Origin of the sequence: Paenibacillus sp. IHB B 3415, from assembly GCF_000802655.2 — a bacterium.
Taxonomy (GTDB): domain Bacteria; phylum Bacillota; class Bacilli; order Paenibacillales; family Paenibacillaceae; genus Paenibacillus_AQ; species Paenibacillus_AQ phytohabitans.
Window position 1 is genome coordinate 19,174 of record NZ_JUEI01000114.1, and the last position, 15,766, is coordinate 34,939.

Here is a 15,766-nt window from a genome sequence, read left to right on the forward strand (position 1 = left end):
GCTGAAACGGAGCAACTTTGGCCCTGGCTGCCGAGGTTGCTCCGTTTTTGCCTATGTTTGCAGGCGTTTTTTTGTTAAAATGTATGAATGTATGTGTTGTACGTTGTACGCAACCAGGCAATGAAATGGAAAAGGAAGTGGCGGGATGGATGCCAAAACGGCGGCCAAAGACATCAAACAGGGGAAAATTTCACCGCTGTATGTACTGTATGGCAGCGAGAAATTCCGGATGAATGAATTCACGGCCATGCTGGAGGAACACCTGATAGCCAAAGAGGACCGTGATTTCGCGGTGATTCCCTTCGATCTCTCAGAAACGCCGGTGCAGGCCGTCATAGAAGAAGCAGAGACGGTTCCGTTTATGGTAGAGCGCAAGCTGCTGCTGGTGCGGGATGCCGCCCTGTTCACGGCAGGTAAGGAGAACGCCAAGATTGAACACCGTGTGGAGCTGCTAAGCGATTATATGCAGCACCCTGCAGAATTCAGCGTCATTGTATTTATGGTGAATAACGACAAGCTGGATGAACGCAAAAAAATCGTCAAAAGTGCCAAGGCCTCCGGCACCGTCTTAGCCTTCAATCCGCTGGGTGCGGAGGAGCTGCTGCGCTGGGTGGAAAAGGGCTTCCGCGACCGGGGCTGTACGGCTGCTCCGGGCACAGCCGAGGTGCTCATTGCAAGTGCCGGAACCGGGCTGCAGGGCCTGTCGGCAGAGATGGACAAGCTGTGTCTTTTCGCCGGCACTGGCGGTAAGGTGGATGCTGCGGCAGTAGAGAGTCTGGTCCACCGCGGCACGGAGCAGAATATATTTACGCTGGTGGAGGATATCGCGAATCTGCGCCTCGATAAGGCACTGAATACGCTCTATGAGCTGCTGAAGCAGCGGGAGGAGCCGATCAAGATCGCGGCACTGATTGCGCGGCAGTTCAGGATCATCCTGCAGGTCAAGGATCTGTCCGGTCTGAGCTATTCGCAAGGGCAGATTGCCTCCCAGCTCGGGCTGCATCCGTATGCAGTCAAGCTTGCGGGAGAGCAGGCCCATAAGTTCGGCAGTCAGCGTCTGCGGCAGATTCTCAGCATACTGGCCGATCTTGATTATCAGATGAAGACAGGTGCAATAGATAAAGTGCTGGGGCTGGAGATGTTTATGCTTCGCCTTGGCGTGTAATCAGGTACAGGTTAGGGTAGCCCCCAATAGATAAAGTGCTGGGGCTGGAGATGTTTATGCTTCGCCTTGGCGTGTAATCAGGTACAGGTTAGGGTAGCCCAAGAGCCTGTCCGCTCCGCATCCATGCGGGTGGGCAGGCTCTTGGGCTGTTCCGGTATATGAAAAAAGAACACAAAAAAACCTAACCGTATGCAGCATAGCGGTCAGGTTCTTCAAGTGCTCGTTATGATTGTCGCCCGTGGCTTAAGCTTGAGCCTTCAGAGCGTTCAATTTCTTAGCCAAGCGGGATTTTTTGCGGGCAGCCGCATTTTTATGAACCAGGCCTTTAGTTACAGCCTTGTCCAGCTTTTTGGAAGCAGCTTGGAAAGCAGCGTGAGCAGTTTCCACTTCCGTACCTGTCAGTGCTACATCAGCAGTTTTCACAGCTGTACGAAGCGCGGACTTCTGGGAAGCGTTCAGTGCACGGCGTTTCTCGATCGTCTTGACGCGTTTAACCGCGGATTTGATATTTGGCATTGCATTCACCTCCTGGAAGACATTCGAAATCATCATATGATTCACAACTTAAAATAGTTTAGCATGAAGGGTAGCAAAAAGCAACAATAAAAGCTTTTGAATTATAGCACCGGGGATTGTATAAACAGCGGCTTTCTCTCGCACACTATCGGCAATATGCTTAAGGAGGCTGAACTAATAATGGAACTGGATCTTCAGCTGTATTCGGTACGAACGGATTTGGCAGTGGAAGCAAAGGAAATGGCTCAGGCGCGGTCCAATGCGCCAATTCCCGGCGTCAATGAAGAAGTGCAAGAAGCAGATGGCATCAAGGTTACCCGGCTTGCTGTAGCAGACAATGCCGGTTCCCAGGCGATCGGACGGGCCATCGGCAACTACGTGACGCTGGAGGTTCCGGCACTGCGCGGAGGGGATACCGGCCTGCAGCAGAAGGTTTCCACTGTGTTTGCCCGTGAATTTGAGCATTTTCTGGACAGGATCGGCATTAACCGTAACTCCTCCGTACTTATTGTAGGACTCGGTAACTGGAATGTAACTCCGGACTCTCTTGGACCGCTGGTCGTGGAGAATGCGCTGATTACCCGGCAGTTCTATGAGCTGGTTCCTGATCAGGTCTCGCCCGGCTACCGGAATGTGAGTGCGATTGCCCCGGGTGTGCTTGGCCTGACCGGCATTGAGTCCAGTGAGGTTGTACAAGGGATTGTAGACCGTACGAAGCCGGATGTGATTATAGCCATTGATGCCTTGGCCTCCCGTTCGCTGGAAAGAATCAATACAACGATCCAGATTGCCGATATCGGCATCCATCCGGGTTCAGGCATCGGCAACAAACGGCGGGGTCTGACCAAAGAGGTGCTGGGTGTTCCCTGCATCGCCATCGGTGTCCCTACTGTCTGCTACGCCTCAACAATCGTCAACAACGTGCTGGAGATGATGAGCAATCATTTCGGGAAGATGGAAGGCGGCGGTGCCCATACCAAACAGATTATGGGCTTGCTGGATGATATCTCAGAGCAGGAGCGGCTGGCGCTGGTTAAGGAAGTGCTTGAACCGCTGGGGCATGACCTGATCGTCACCCCCAAGGAAATCGACGAGTTTATTGAAGAGATCGCCAATATTGTCGCCAGCGGACTCAACGCTGCACTGCATGAAGCGGTAGATCCGGGCAATGTTGGAGCCTACACTCACTAATCTGAACCGTTCTTCACAGGCCCGCACAGTCTGCCGCAAGGCAGCACTGTCCTGCGGGTCTTCTCTATGTCCTCTCATTCTAAGGTTCTAGCATTACTCTTTCGCTCATAGATTTGGAGTATGAGAGATTACAGAGGGCTTAGAGGAGGACATAACAATCATGAACAGAAAATGGTTTCAGCTATGGAATATTGGCCGGCTGCGGGGAAGACTGCTGGATGTTCTGTCGCTGGGAAGAACGATGCTGCTGTTGGCCGGAGGTTCACTTGTGTTTTTTATGCTGCTTGGAGCCGGCGGATTGGCCGGACAGAAGCTGAACTCTTCACCCATTCCCTCTATGAAGGGCTTGGCTGCTTCACTCTCCAGCGGATTCTTCATGGAGCTGCTGGGCATGGAGGTCCCGCATTTGCCGCAGGGTGAGGAGCCTTCAGCATTCTCGGGCGACAAGGTTACCTCTTTCGTATTCCGGCTGCTCACCAGCGTCGACCCGGGCGATCCCAAAAGTCTGGTATCGCGTGAGATGCCCGGCCTTGCGGCAGATGATCCCTTCCTGCTCCGGGAAGGCTCCGGGGGGACAGGTACGGCAGGTGCGCCTGCGGATTATCATCCCGGTGTCGATGAGTTAGCCGCTGGTGGAGAATCGGGAACCGGTGCTGATCCGGGAACGGACCTGGGCACAGGCACAGAGGCGGGGACCAATGATCCGCCTGCCGGAGGCGAAACGGACAACTCGGGCGGAGAAGTTGTGCAGCCGGAGGCTACGCCTGCACCGGATTCAAGCGGTACGGCTACAGACCCTGGTGAGAGCGAAGGTTATTCCGGGAGCGGTGATGCCGAGAACGGTACCGGGGATACCTCGATCAAACGTATCCTAATCTATCATTCCCATCCCCGTGAGGCCTATAATCCTCTGCTTGGCGCAGCGAGCGATAATCCAAGCTCTGCGGTTCCTTCCAAGAATGTAATGCTGGTAGGATCATATATTGCCAAGCGGCTGGAAGCCCGTGGGATAGGAACTGTCCATGCACAGGAGGATTACGCCACGGAGGTGCCGGATTATAACTGGAACTTCTCCTATAAATATTCACGTATGACTGTGAAATCGGCGATGGCTGCCAATCAGGAAATGAGTGAGCTGATCGATATCCACCGCGACTCGCAGCGGCATGGCAAAACCACAGCAGAAATTAACGGGAAAAATTATGCACAGGTGTATTTCATCCTCGGGCATGCGAATAAGAATTGGAAGCAAAATGAGGCCTTCGCCAATCAGATTCATCAGCTGCTGGAGAAAAATTATCCGGGAGTATCCCGTGGCATATGGGGAAAATCCTCAGGAAACGGGAATAATGGGGAGTATAACCAGACACTATCCCCGAACAGCGTGCTGATTGAGGTAGGCGGAATCGATAATTCTGCCGAAGAGCTGAAGCGGACAGCAGATATTCTGGCAGATGCCATCGCTGATGTGTATTGGGCCAGCCGGGATGCAGAGAAGGCGGCGGCGCCTGAACAAGGTGATGTCAAACTGGAGGGCACGAGCGCGAAGACATCCGCAGGCGGTGCTTCCTAAGCTAATTTACTTGAAAAAGGAGCGGGGAATATGACGCGGTTCGGAAAAAAGCTGGTCATGGTCGGGATATGGGCGGGAGTCGGGCTTCTGGTAGGTCTGCAATTCGGCGGCGGCAGCGGTTCAGGAGTCTCCGGCGTGCTGCCGGGCTGGAACACTATGGCCGGGAATACTTCTTCGGCCGGCGGACAGCTCCAGGCTGGGCAGAGCAGCGCAGCGGGAGCCGCGTCGCTTCCGGCCGCGGGTACAACCCAGGGCGGGCAAGCGTATGTGTATGTGCCGGTTGTCATTGATCCGGCTACCGGGGCCTATAAGGTGCTGCCTGTGCAGCAGCCGGTTGCAGCTGGTACGGATACAGCAGCCGGGACGGGGAGCCTTCCGCAGCAGGAAGTGAAGGACTACACTACCCTCAGTCCTGAGCAGATTCTGATTCCCGGGGAACAGAAGCCGACCGTAGATGTGCTCGCGGACAAGACGGCCGGCCTGCTGCAGCAGGCTTCGCAGAAAAGCATCCGCTGGGTAGTCTCCCTCTTCGATTCATCAGAGGAGTGAAGGGGTGTCCGTGTGCTGCCGGACAGACTTCGAAGGTTAATATGTCATTATGCAACGGTTGCCGCTTAAATTGGAGCGCGCAGCCGTTCTTTTTTATGGATTCTCCTGTGATTTTTGGCTGCCCCGGGTGTTTCTTTATTTTCCCGCAGCTGGCGGGATTGATGGGTGAAGCCCGTACTGTTATAATAAGAGGATTAACATTAGGCTGTCTGTGGGGGTAAGGAATGACTGACGTTCAGAAACGACAACAACAAATCCGCAATTTCTCGATTATTGCACATATAGACCATGGCAAATCGACACTGGCTGACCGTATTCTGGAGTATACAGGTGCGCTCACTTCGCGTGAAATGCAGGAGCAGGTACTCGATCAGATGGACCTGGAGCGCGAACGCGGTATCACCATTAAGCTGCAGGCTGTACGCCTGACCTATCGTGCCGAAGATGGACAGGATTATTATCTGAATCTGATTGATACACCGGGGCATGTCGATTTCACCTATGAGGTATCCCGAAGTCTTGCTGCCTGCGAAGGCGCACTGCTGGTAGTGGATGCAGCGCAGGGGATTGAAGCCCAGACCCTGGCTAACGTGTATCTGGCACTCGATAACAATCTGGAGATTCTTCCGGTGCTCAACAAGATTGACCTTCCGAATGCCGATCCTGACCGGGTGAAGCAGGAGATTGAGGATGTAATCGGGCTGGATACGAGCGAAGCGGTTCTGGCTTCGGCCAAAGCCGGCATCGGTATTAAGGAGATTCTGGAGCAGGTCGTTAAGCAGGTTCCGGCGCCGACAGGCAACTCCGAAGAACCGCTCAAGGCTCTAATCTTCGATTCCCACTATGACCCGTACAAAGGCGTTATCGTCTATGTCCGCGTTATGGACGGAAGTATCCGTGCCGGTTCCAAGATTAAGATGATGGCAACCGACAAAACCTTTGAAGTTATCGAAGTCGGAGCATTCATGCCGCGTATGACCATTGTGCCTGAACTGAACATCGGCGATGTCGGGTTCATTGTGGCCGGAATTAAGCATGTAGGCGACACGCGTGTCGGTGATACCGTGACGGATGCCAAGAATCCGACGCCTGAACCGCTGCCGGGCTACCGCAAGATCAATCCGATGGTTTACTGCGGTCTGTATCCGATTGAGACCTCTGATTATAATGATCTGCGTGAAGCGCTGGAGAAGCTGCAGCTGAACGATGCTTCACTTAGCTTCGAGCCGGAAAGCTCCAGTGCTCTGGGCTTTGGCTTCCGTTGCGGCTTCCTTGGACTGCTGCACATGGAGATCATTCAGGAGCGGATTGAGCGCGAGTTCAATCTGCCGCTGATTACTACAGCACCAAGCGTTATTTACCGCATCAAGCTGACTAACGGTGAGACCATTCAGATCGACAATCCGTCGCATTATCCGGAGATCGGGACGATTGACTTCATTGAAGAGCCATATGTGAAGGCAGGAATTATTGTACCGAACGACTTCGTAGGTACAGTTATGGAGCTTTGCCAGAACAAACGCGGCGAATTCGTTAACATGGAGTATCTGGATACGAACCGTGTAACCATTACGTATGAGATTCCGCTGTCCGAGATTGTCTATGACTTCTTCGATCAGCTGAAATCGGGAACAAAGGGTTATGCTTCCTACGATTATGAGATTTCCGGGTACCGCCAGTCGAATCTGGTGAAGATGGATATCCTGCTCAACAATGAGCAGGTCGATGCGTTGTCCTTCATCGTTCACCGCGACCGCGCTTATAACCGCGGCCGGGTCATCTGCGAGAAGCTGCGCGGCATTATCCCGCGCCAGATGTTCGAGGTGCCGATCCAGGCATCCGTCGGCACAAAGGTGGTTGCGCGCGAGACCGTTAAGGCGATGCGCAAGAACGTACTGGCCAAATGCTACGGCGGTGACATTTCGCGTAAGCGGAAGCTACTGGAGAAGCAGAAGGAAGGTAAGAAGCGCATGAAGCAAGTCGGCAGCGTAGAGGTGCCGCAGGAAGCGTTCATGGCTGTGCTTCAGATTGAGTAGCAGCGTACAGGCTCCTTGGAGCTGACAGCTGGGTTATAGACCTGCAAGGGAAGCCTTAGGGCTTCCCTTTTCTGGAAATATTATTTTTCCCGGAGAAACAGGGTTAAGATAATAATCATTGCTTATTTCTCGCAGAAACGGGTGCCGTCCTAAGCAGGGCGGCGCAGCCGTTTCTTCTTACTTTTCAGCAGCAGAGGCTGCAAATAGCTTTTACATTAAATAGAACAAAGGAGACAGCTATGAACACAGCAAACAATGGCCGTCCCCCTGAGGCCGTATATATTCATATCCCGTTTTGCACCAATAAGTGCTTCTACTGTGATTTCAATTCCTATGTCCTGAAGGATCAGCCAGTTATGGAGTATCTGTATGCCCTTGACCGTGAGATGGAGTTGACCGTGAAGAACACGCCTCCCGGTGTAATCAAGACCATTTTTGTCGGCGGCGGTACGCCTACAGTGCTTAAACCGGATGAGATGGCGTATTTCCTGCAATCGGTCCGCAGACACTTCCCGCAGTGGGATGAGAATATCGAGTTCTCTATGGAAGCTAATCCAGGCACTACCGATATAGATAAGCTCAGAGTAATGAAGGAAGGCGGCGTCAACCGGGTCAGCTTCGGCGTTCAGGCGTTCCAGAACGAGCTGCTGAGCGGAATCGGCCGTATTCATGATGTGGATGATGTTTACCGCAGTCTGGAGAATGCCCGCGCTGTCGGGCTGGATAATCTTTCGCTGGATCTGATGTTCGGCCTGCCGAACCAGACGGTGGATATGCTGAGAGAGAGCATCGACAAGGCGCTGGCGCTGGATCTTCCCCACTATTCTATCTATAGTCTTAAGGTTGAGGAGAACACGCTATTCCACACCCTATTTAATAAGAACAAACTTCCCCTGCCGAATGAAGAGGATGAGCTGGCGATGTATCTGCTGCTTATGTCCACCATGGAAGCTGCGGGTTATACGCAATATGAGATCAGCAATTTTGCCAAGCCGGGGCTGGAGAGCCGCCACAATATTACCTACTGGCGCAACGAGGATTATTATGGCCTCGGTGCCGGGGCGCACGGATATGTGGGCCGCCAGCGGCATATGAATATCAAGGGCGTTAATCCGTATAATGAGGCTACGCGCAGCGGGCTGCCCCGTCTGGACAGCTTCCCTATCTCCGAGCAGGAGGCGATGGAGGATTTCATGATGGTCGGCCTGCGGATGCGCGAAGGGGTGTCGGATACGGCATTCCGTTCACAATTCGGGAAGTCGCTGCAGGATATTTTTGCGGGATCGTTGCATAAAATGCTTAAGGCAGGGCTGCTGGAGCAGTCGGGGGAAACCTATCGTCTGAGCAAGCAGGGAATCCTGTTCGGCAACGATGTATTTGGAGAATTTGTCGGTGCTTTGACAGAAGTTTAATTTTAAAATACCCCTTGAATTGTAATTCACTCTGTTGTATATTTATTCATATTAACAACGAGGGGTGAGTCAAAGTGCTTGTCAAAACGGATATGTTCCGCCAGTCTTCTCCTGCGGGAGATCAGCAAGTGATATGCAGAAATGCTACAGTGGAGGATGTAGAGCCGCTGTATCTGATGATAGAGGAATACGCTCAGCGCGGAATTATGCTGCCCCGTTCCAGGCAAGCACTGGCCCGCCAGATCGATCAGTTCGTGATTGCCGAAATCGGCGGCAGATTTGTCGGCTGCGGATCCTTGTTCAGACTCGGAAGCGACCTCGTAGAGGTACGTTCGATTGGTCTGCGGGATGAAGGCAAGGGCAAAGGCGTAGGCTCGATGATTCTGGAGAAGCTGACAGAAGAAGCCAGACGCCAGAAAATTCCGAAGATTATGGCTTTGACCTATGCCGTGGATTTCTTCCTCAGAAACGGCTTCGATGTGGTGGAGAAGGAGATTTTCCCGGAGAAGGTCTGGACCGATTGTGTACACTGCAAGAAGCAGCATGCCTGCGATGAAATCGCTGTGCTGAAGAGATTGGATTAATCCGGGGGCCACAGGTTCTGCGGCAACCTATATAATAAGAAACCACTGCCCTACGGATCGGAAGCTCCGGGGGGAGTGGTTTTTTTGCGCGGATAAGAGGATGTTACACTTCACTCTATATAGTGAATATTTGGATCTGTGCTGCTGTTGTCGCAAGAACTTCTCGATGAGAAATCCTGCACATTATACAACATTTACCTCATTATCTTGCCCATAATCCGAAATTGTTGTACAAAAGGCATCATTTCCTCTCATCCAAGCGGTTAAGAGGGATAATTGTTGCATTTCGTACAACAATCCGCCTGAACACCTGCCTATCTAAGAATCCAAGTTGTATAACGTACAACAATTCAGCTTCGCACACACATGCGGTTGACCGGTTACCTGGCATAAATAAGCTTGCGCTGCTGCTCTATCAGCTCGGCTAGCTCCGGAGTGGCATATGCAGAGTGAAATGAAGGGAACATTGTATTATAGGTAATCCTACTGGTGGACCCGTCTTTCATTTCGATTTCCATCCAGTACAGATTGCCCACCCAGCTCTTGGTTTGTTTGGACAGCTCCTCTTGCGGGATGTACTCCAGCTTGGGGAATTCACGGATAAATATGGCGTTGGCCTCCGGAGTAAAGTCCATCAGGTCTGAACCGTCATTGCCGCTGATGAAACGGACGGTTTGTATTTTGCCGGTGACATCCAGCAGATCGTTAAGGGTTCTGGCTGCAGGGTTGCTGTACGCCTCATAGAGCTGGTCACCCGCCCAGATTCTCGCCGAAGGTTCATATCCATTCACTTCATAGAGCTGTGTACCTGTCTTCAGATTCGTGGCATCTCCATCCTGCAGCTCATGACGGGGACATCTATGCTCGGTTTTGCTGTAGGTAATCTTGCCGATAGCCTTTCCTTTGCTCAGTCCGCTGAGTTTGGTATCGGTATTATCATAATACTGGACGCTATTCCATTGCAGGATGGATGCATAATCTACATCGCCGTAGAGGCACTTGTCCGGGATGATTTTACCGGCACAGCCTGTAAGCAACATTGCCCCTAAAACTCCAGCGAAAATAGCGCATAACCATGATTTCATCAAGCGCATTTCATCACCCCTTGTTCTATCTGACGATGAAGCGGATGAATGGTTGCGGGGGCATATCCGAAATAATGGTTTTATCTTGAAAAAAATGCATCCGGCAGTGCTTTGTGATTTGTGAAACTGACTTGACAATGCCAAGGTCAGTTTGGTATTTTTGTATTAGTGGTTAGCACTCATCAGACTAGAGTGCTAACGAATCGGAGCCACAGCCGATAGGAGGGAATAACATGTTAACTGAACGCCAGAGAATGATACTGAATGCAATCGTAGATGATTATATTCTTTCCGCTGAGCCCGTAGGCTCGCGCAGTATCTCGAAACGCGGGGATGTAGGCTACAGTCCTGCAACGATCCGCAACGAAATGGCTGATCTTGAGGACCTGGGATACCTGGAACAACCTCATACTTCGGCAGGGAGAATCCCTTCTCATAAGGGCTACCGCTATTATGTGGACCATCTGGTACCGTGGAATTCCGCCGAAACGGCCGAACTGGGCACGATCCGCGCTTTTTTCGCCGAGAAGCTGAATGCGACAGAGCAGGTTATCCAACATGCGGCAATGATTCTTTCCAATATGACGAATTATACTTCCATCCTGCTGGGACCGGAGGTTTTTCATACTTCATTGCGCCACTTTCAGCTGCTTCCGCTCGATGACAACACTGCGGTGGCGATTATCGTTACCAGCACGGGGCAGGTGGAGAACAAGATCGTCAACCTTCCTCCGGATATTTCTGTATCCGAGATGGAGAAGGTCGTCAATCTGCTGAACAGCAAGCTGGTGAATGTACCGCTCTATAAGCTGAAGAGCCAGCTCTATTCCGAGCTGGGTGAGGAAATGCAGCGTCACATCTCCCACTATGAAGAATTAATGCAGGTGCTGGACACGGCGCTCGAAAGCGACCATGAACAGCGCATCTATCTCAGCGGTGCAACGAATATGCTGACCCAGCCGGAGTTCAAGGACGTCGACAAGGTGAAGAATATTCTGGACCTGCTGGAAGAGACGCCAACCCTGCTCAAAATGCTGACCCCGGCAAGCGGCGGAACAGGGATGCAAGTGCGCATTGGTACAGAGAATAAGCATGATGCTTTTGCGAACTGCAGTCTGATTACCGCTACCTATTCGCTGGATGGCAAGGCGCTGGGGAGCATCGGCATCCTGGGTCCGACCCGGATGGAGTATGCGCGCGTAATGGGCATTCTGGGGATTCTGTCCCGGGATTTGACAGCGATGCTGGCACACTGGTATAAGTGAACAGAGCGTAATTGATTACGGTGAATGATGATAAGGAGGTGAAGACAACTTGAAAGAGGAAGAGGTTCAGGAAATGAATGAACAGAATGATCCCTCCATAAATGAAAACCAGGCTGCTGATGAGGCGGAAGCTGCAGAAGGCACTGGCACATTTACGGCTGAAGAGGCCGGCGAGGCGGCTTCAGGCAGTGGAGAGGATTTCGGACGGCTGCAGGAGCTTGCGAATGAACATCAGGCGCGCGCACTGCGTGTACAGGCTGATTTCGATAACTTCCGCCGCCGCACACAGAAGGAAAAGGAAGAGCTGGCGCAATATGCGACTTCCAAGCTCGTAACTGAATTGCTTCCGGTACTCGACAATTTTGAGCGTGCATTGGCTACATCTCCGGCAGGCGCGGATTCCGAGGCGTTCACCAAAGGCATCAATATGATTTTCCGGCAGCTGGATGGAGTGCTGAGGTCTGAAGGACTTACAGCTATGGAAACGGTGGGACAGCCTTTTAACCCTGAATATCATCAGGCGATCATGCAGGTGGAGAGCGAGGAGCACGAGGAAGGCATCGTGACAGAAGAAGTCCAGAAGGGCTATCTCCTGAAAGATAAAGTTCTTCGTCCGGCCATGGTCAAAGTCAGCATGTAGTTCTGTCTATATAAGTGAGCATTATTTTATGAAAACAACGTTACACCACAATAACAATATGAATGGTTGAAGCCCCGGGCTTCACATTATGTCTGAGGAGGCAAATTACAGTGAGTAAAGTTATCGGTATTGACCTTGGAACCACCAACTCTTGCGTTGCCGTTATGGAAGGCGGCGAAGCCGTCGTTATCCCGAATCCGGAAGGCGCGCGTACAACCCCGTCGGTTGTAGGCTTCAAGAAAGACGGCGAGCGTATCGTTGGTGAAACCGCCAAACGCCAGGCCATCACGAACCCGGACCGTACCATCGCTTCCATTAAGCGCCACATGGGTACGAGCCACAAAGAAAGCATTGACGGCAAAGACTACTCCGCACAGGAAATTTCGGCGATGATTCTCCAGAAGCTGAAATCCGATGCTGAAGCCTATCTGGGCCAGACAGTAACCCAGGCCGTTATTACGGTTCCTGCATATTTTAATGACAGCCAGCGTCAAGCTACGAAGGATGCGGGCAAAATTGCCGGTCTTGAAGTTCTGCGTATTGTCAACGAGCCAACGGCAGCAGCACTTGCTTACGGTCTGGAGAAATCCGAAGACCAGACGATCCTTGTTTATGACCTTGGCGGCGGTACATTCGACGTATCGATCCTTGAACTGGGCGACGGCTTCTTCGAAGTAAAAGCTACCAGCGGTGACAACCGTCTGGGCGGGGATGATTTTGACCAGCTGGTTATGGATTATCTCGTGGCTGAATTCAAGAAAGAGCAAGGCATTGACCTGAGCAAAGACAAAGCGGCTGTACAACGTCTGAAAGACGCTGCAGAAAAAGCGAAAAAAGAGCTGTCCGGCGTACTGACAACTACTGTTTCGCTGCCGTTCATCACGGTTGTTGACGGAGTACCACAGCACTTGGAGGTCAACCTGACCCGTGCCAAGTTCGACGAACTGACTGCAAGCCTGGTAGAGCGTACGCTTGGACCAACCCGTCAGGCGCTGAGCGATGCCGGCATGACTCCTGCTGATCTGAACAGAATCGTGCTGGTCGGCGGTTCCACCCGTATTCCTGCCGTACAGGATGCGATCAAGAAGCTTACAGGCAAAGAGCCTCACAAAGGCGTTAACCCGGATGAAGTAGTAGCCCTTGGTGCTGCTGTTCAAGCGGGCGTGCTGACTGGTGATGTTAAAGACGTGGTCTTGCTTGACGTAACTCCGCTGTCCCTGGGGATTGAAACTGCAGGCGGCGTATTCACGAAGATGATCGAGCGCAACACTACGATCCCTACAAGCAAATCGCAGGTGTTCTCGACCTTCGCTGACAGCCAGCCGAGCGTGGAAATCCACGTACTGCAGGGTGAGCGCCAGATGGCGAACGGCAACAAGACACTAGGACGCTTCATGCTGAACGAGATTCCACCGGCACCGCGCGGCGTACCGCAGATCGAAGTAACCTTCGACATCGATGCCAACGGTATCGTTAACGTATCTGCTACGGATAAAGGCACCAACAAGAGCCAGAAGATCACTATCACTTCTTCCAGCGGCTTGAGCGATGCTGAAGTAGAACAGATGATGAAGGATGCCGAGCTGCATGCTGAGGAAGACCGTAAGCGTAAAGAACTGGTAGAAGCGAAGAACAACGCTGACCAGCTCGTATACTCCACGGACAAAGTCATCAAGGACCTTGCTGACAAAGTCGACGCTTCCGAAATCGAGAAAGCCAATGAAGCCAAAGACAAAGTGAAGGCTGCACTGGAAACCGACAACCTGGAAGAAATCACTGCCGCTACAGAGGCGCTGAATGAGATCGTACAGCAGTTGTCTGTGAAGCTGTATGAACAGGCTGCACAAGCTGAACAAGGCGCTGAAGGCGGCCAGGGAGCTTCTGAAGGCAATGCCAAGAAAGACAACGTGGTAGACGCCGATTACGAAGTGGTTGACGATGAGAAGAATCAAGGGTAACCTTAAACGATAAGTTTCTATTTGGTGAGAGGGGAAGGTCAAAACCGGGGCATCCCGTGTTTTGGCTTTCCCTTTAAAATGTAAGGATTTATGGGTTTCCCGTCATAAATTTCTTCTTACATTTCTCGAAGAAACGGTGCCGTCCCCGCGGGACGGCGTAGCCGTTTCTACTTGCCATGTTAAGGGCAGAAGAATAACGATGTACGGAGGTGAAAGCAGTGGCAGATAAACGCGATTATTATGAGGTTCTGGGCCTCGGAAGAGATGCTTCAGACGAAGATGTGAAGAAAGCGTACCGTAAGCTGGCGCGCCAGTATCATCCGGATGTGAATAAAGCGGGCGATGCAGAAGCCAAGTTCAAAGAGGTTAAGGAAGCTTACGATGTCCTCAGTGACGGGCAGCAGCGGGCTCGTTATGACCAATATGGACATATTGATCCTAACCAGGGCATGGGCGGCGGCTTTGGCGGCGGCGGCGGAGATTTCGGCGGTCTTGGCGATATCTTTGACATGTTCTTCGGCGGCGGCGGACGGCGTGATCCGAATGCACCGCAGCGCGGCGGCGATTTGCAGTATACGATGACCATTGAATTCAAGGAAGCGGTATTCGGTAAAGAAACCGATATTACAATTCCGCGCACGGAGACCTGTGATACCTGCTTTGGCTCCGGTGCCAAACCTGGAACGAAGCCGGAGACCTGTTCCGTATGTCACGGCAGCGGCCAGCAGGAATTCGTGCAGAATACACCGCTTGGACAGATGCGTAACCGCCGTCCCTGCTCCCATTGCAGCGGCACCGGCAAAATCATCAAAGAAAAATGTACGACATGTGCAGGCCAGGGCAAGGTTAAGAAACAGCGCAAGATTCATGTGCGCATTCCTGCCGGTGTCGATGACGGTGCGCAGCTGCGCATGACCGGTGAAGGCGAAGGCGGCACACGCGGCGGCCCTGCCGGAGATCTGTACATTGTGTTCCGCGTCAAGAATCACGATTTCTTCGAGCGCGAGAACGATGATATTATGTGCGAGGTTCCATTGACGTTCGCTCAGGCGGCGCTTGGTGACGAGATCGAAATTCCTACACTTACCGAAAAAGTGAAGCTCAAGATTCCTGCAGGCACACAGACCGGCACCTTCTTCCGCCTCAAAGGCAAAGGTGTTCCGCATCTGCGCGGCAGCGGAGTCGGCGATCAGCATGTCCGCGTCATTGTGGTCACGCCTAGCAAGCTTAGTGATGAGCAGAAAGACCTGCTCCGCCAGTTCGCCTCCTACAATGGGGAGAACACTCATGAGCAGGAGCAGTCTTTCTTTGACCGCGTGAAGCGTGCGTTCCGCGGGGACTAATCTTCATAAGTGTATTAATTCTGCGGCCATACGGAGCCGGATAGCAGCGCCCGGGCGTTTTATATTTGGCTGGCGCAGCAGACCGGGCTGTCAGCGGACTGAGGCGGACTGAGAATCGCTTATTTCCCGAAATACCCCGGTATTGAGGCTGGATCGGACTGAGATTCCGTTATCTTGTTCATTGGAGTCCGAAATCAGGGGCAGCTGGTCATATAACGGAATCTCAGTCCGTTTGGCCTGTGAATCGGCCTGAATTGCCGAATTAGCGGAATCTCAGTCCGAAACAGCGCTGATGGAGAATAACCACTCCCGTTAGCGTAATCTACGGTACACTGGTACCGGTATATCGAATAAAATGGACTTTTGTCAAGGAAGTAGATGTCACACAACGGTTTTTCGAGTGAATAGCTTATCGTTACGGACAGCAGAGACGTTAAGCCTGCGGAAAG

Annotated in this window: 13 protein-coding genes; 11 read left to right on the forward strand and 2 right to left on the reverse strand. The window is 52.2% G+C overall.

Features of this window, described 5'->3' with window-relative positions; all coding sequences use genetic code 11:
• The first annotated feature begins 145 nt into the window (after positions 1-145).
• Positions 146-1,165, forward strand: coding sequence for a DNA polymerase III subunit delta (gene holA / locus QW71_RS33170; RefSeq protein ID WP_039309590.1), 1,020 nt, complete (start codon positions 146-148; stop codon positions 1,163-1,165).
• A 243-nt stretch (positions 1,166-1,408) separates the two neighbouring features.
• Here holA and rpsT read toward each other — a convergent pair whose 3' ends face one another.
• Complete coding sequence (gene rpsT / locus QW71_RS33175; protein WP_039309591.1) at positions 1,409-1,681, reverse strand: 30S ribosomal protein S20; 273 nt, start codon at positions 1,679-1,681, stop codon at positions 1,409-1,411.
• Positions 1,682-1,861: 180 nt separating this feature from the next.
• Between rpsT and gpr the strand changes: the two genes are divergently transcribed.
• From gpr to QW71_RS33205, 6 genes are all read left to right on the forward strand, one after another.
• Positions 1,862-2,872, forward strand: coding sequence for a GPR endopeptidase (gene gpr, locus QW71_RS33180; protein WP_039309592.1), 1,011 nt, complete (start codon positions 1,862-1,864; stop codon positions 2,870-2,872).
• A 160-nt stretch (positions 2,873-3,032) separates the two neighbouring features.
• Complete coding sequence (locus tag QW71_RS33185; protein WP_039309593.1) at positions 3,033-4,445, forward strand: stage II sporulation protein P; 1,413 nt, start codon at positions 3,033-3,035, stop codon at positions 4,443-4,445.
• A 30-nt stretch (positions 4,446-4,475) separates the two neighbouring features.
• On the forward strand, positions 4,476-4,994 hold the full coding sequence (locus QW71_RS33190; RefSeq protein ID WP_039309597.1) for a hypothetical protein: 519 nt from the start codon (positions 4,476-4,478) through the stop codon (positions 4,992-4,994).
• Positions 4,995-5,218: 224 nt separating this feature from the next.
• Positions 5,219-7,030 carry a translation elongation factor 4 gene (gene lepA, locus QW71_RS33195; RefSeq protein ID WP_039309599.1) on the forward strand — a complete coding sequence of 604 codons (1,812 nt, stop codon included), beginning with the start codon at positions 5,219-5,221 and terminating at the stop codon, positions 7,028-7,030.
• A 239-nt stretch (positions 7,031-7,269) separates the two neighbouring features.
• The gene (gene hemW, locus QW71_RS33200) at positions 7,270-8,442 is read left to right on the forward strand and encodes a radical SAM family heme chaperone HemW (protein ID WP_039309600.1); all 1,173 of its coding nucleotides are present in this window, start codon (positions 7,270-7,272) and stop codon (positions 8,440-8,442) included.
• Positions 8,443-8,534: 92 nt separating this feature from the next.
• The gene (locus QW71_RS33205) at positions 8,535-9,026 is read left to right on the forward strand and encodes an N-acetyltransferase (RefSeq protein WP_042141548.1); all 492 of its coding nucleotides are present in this window, start codon (positions 8,535-8,537) and stop codon (positions 9,024-9,026) included.
• 380 nt (positions 9,027-9,406) lie between these two features.
• Here the strand turns inward: QW71_RS33205 and QW71_RS33210 are convergent, their stop codons facing one another.
• The gene (locus QW71_RS33210) at positions 9,407-10,066 is read right to left on the reverse strand and encodes a hypothetical protein (RefSeq protein ID WP_039309602.1); all 660 of its coding nucleotides are present in this window, start codon (positions 10,064-10,066) and stop codon (positions 9,407-9,409) included.
• A 278-nt stretch (positions 10,067-10,344) separates the two neighbouring features.
• Between QW71_RS33210 and hrcA the strand changes: the two genes are divergently transcribed.
• The 4 genes from hrcA to dnaJ all read left to right on the forward strand — a co-directional run bounded on the left by hrcA (position 10,345) and on the right by dnaJ (position 15,317).
• Entirely contained in the window at positions 10,345-11,376 is a 1,032-nt protein-coding gene (gene hrcA, locus QW71_RS33215) for a heat-inducible transcriptional repressor HrcA (RefSeq protein ID WP_039309603.1), read from the forward strand.
• 73 nt (positions 11,377-11,449) lie between these two features.
• On the forward strand, positions 11,450-12,016 hold the full coding sequence (gene grpE, locus QW71_RS33220; protein WP_144026116.1) for a nucleotide exchange factor GrpE: 567 nt from the start codon (positions 11,450-11,452) through the stop codon (positions 12,014-12,016).
• A gap of 110 nt (positions 12,017-12,126) precedes the next feature.
• Positions 12,127-13,974, forward strand: a complete 1,848-nt coding sequence (dnaK, locus tag QW71_RS33225; protein ID WP_039309605.1) for a molecular chaperone DnaK — start codon at positions 12,127-12,129, stop codon at positions 13,972-13,974.
• Positions 13,975-14,192: 218 nt separating this feature from the next.
• On the forward strand, positions 14,193-15,317 hold the full coding sequence (gene dnaJ / locus QW71_RS33230) for a molecular chaperone DnaJ (RefSeq protein WP_039309607.1): 1,125 nt from the start codon (positions 14,193-14,195) through the stop codon (positions 15,315-15,317).
• Positions 15,318-15,766 lie beyond the last annotated feature (449 nt).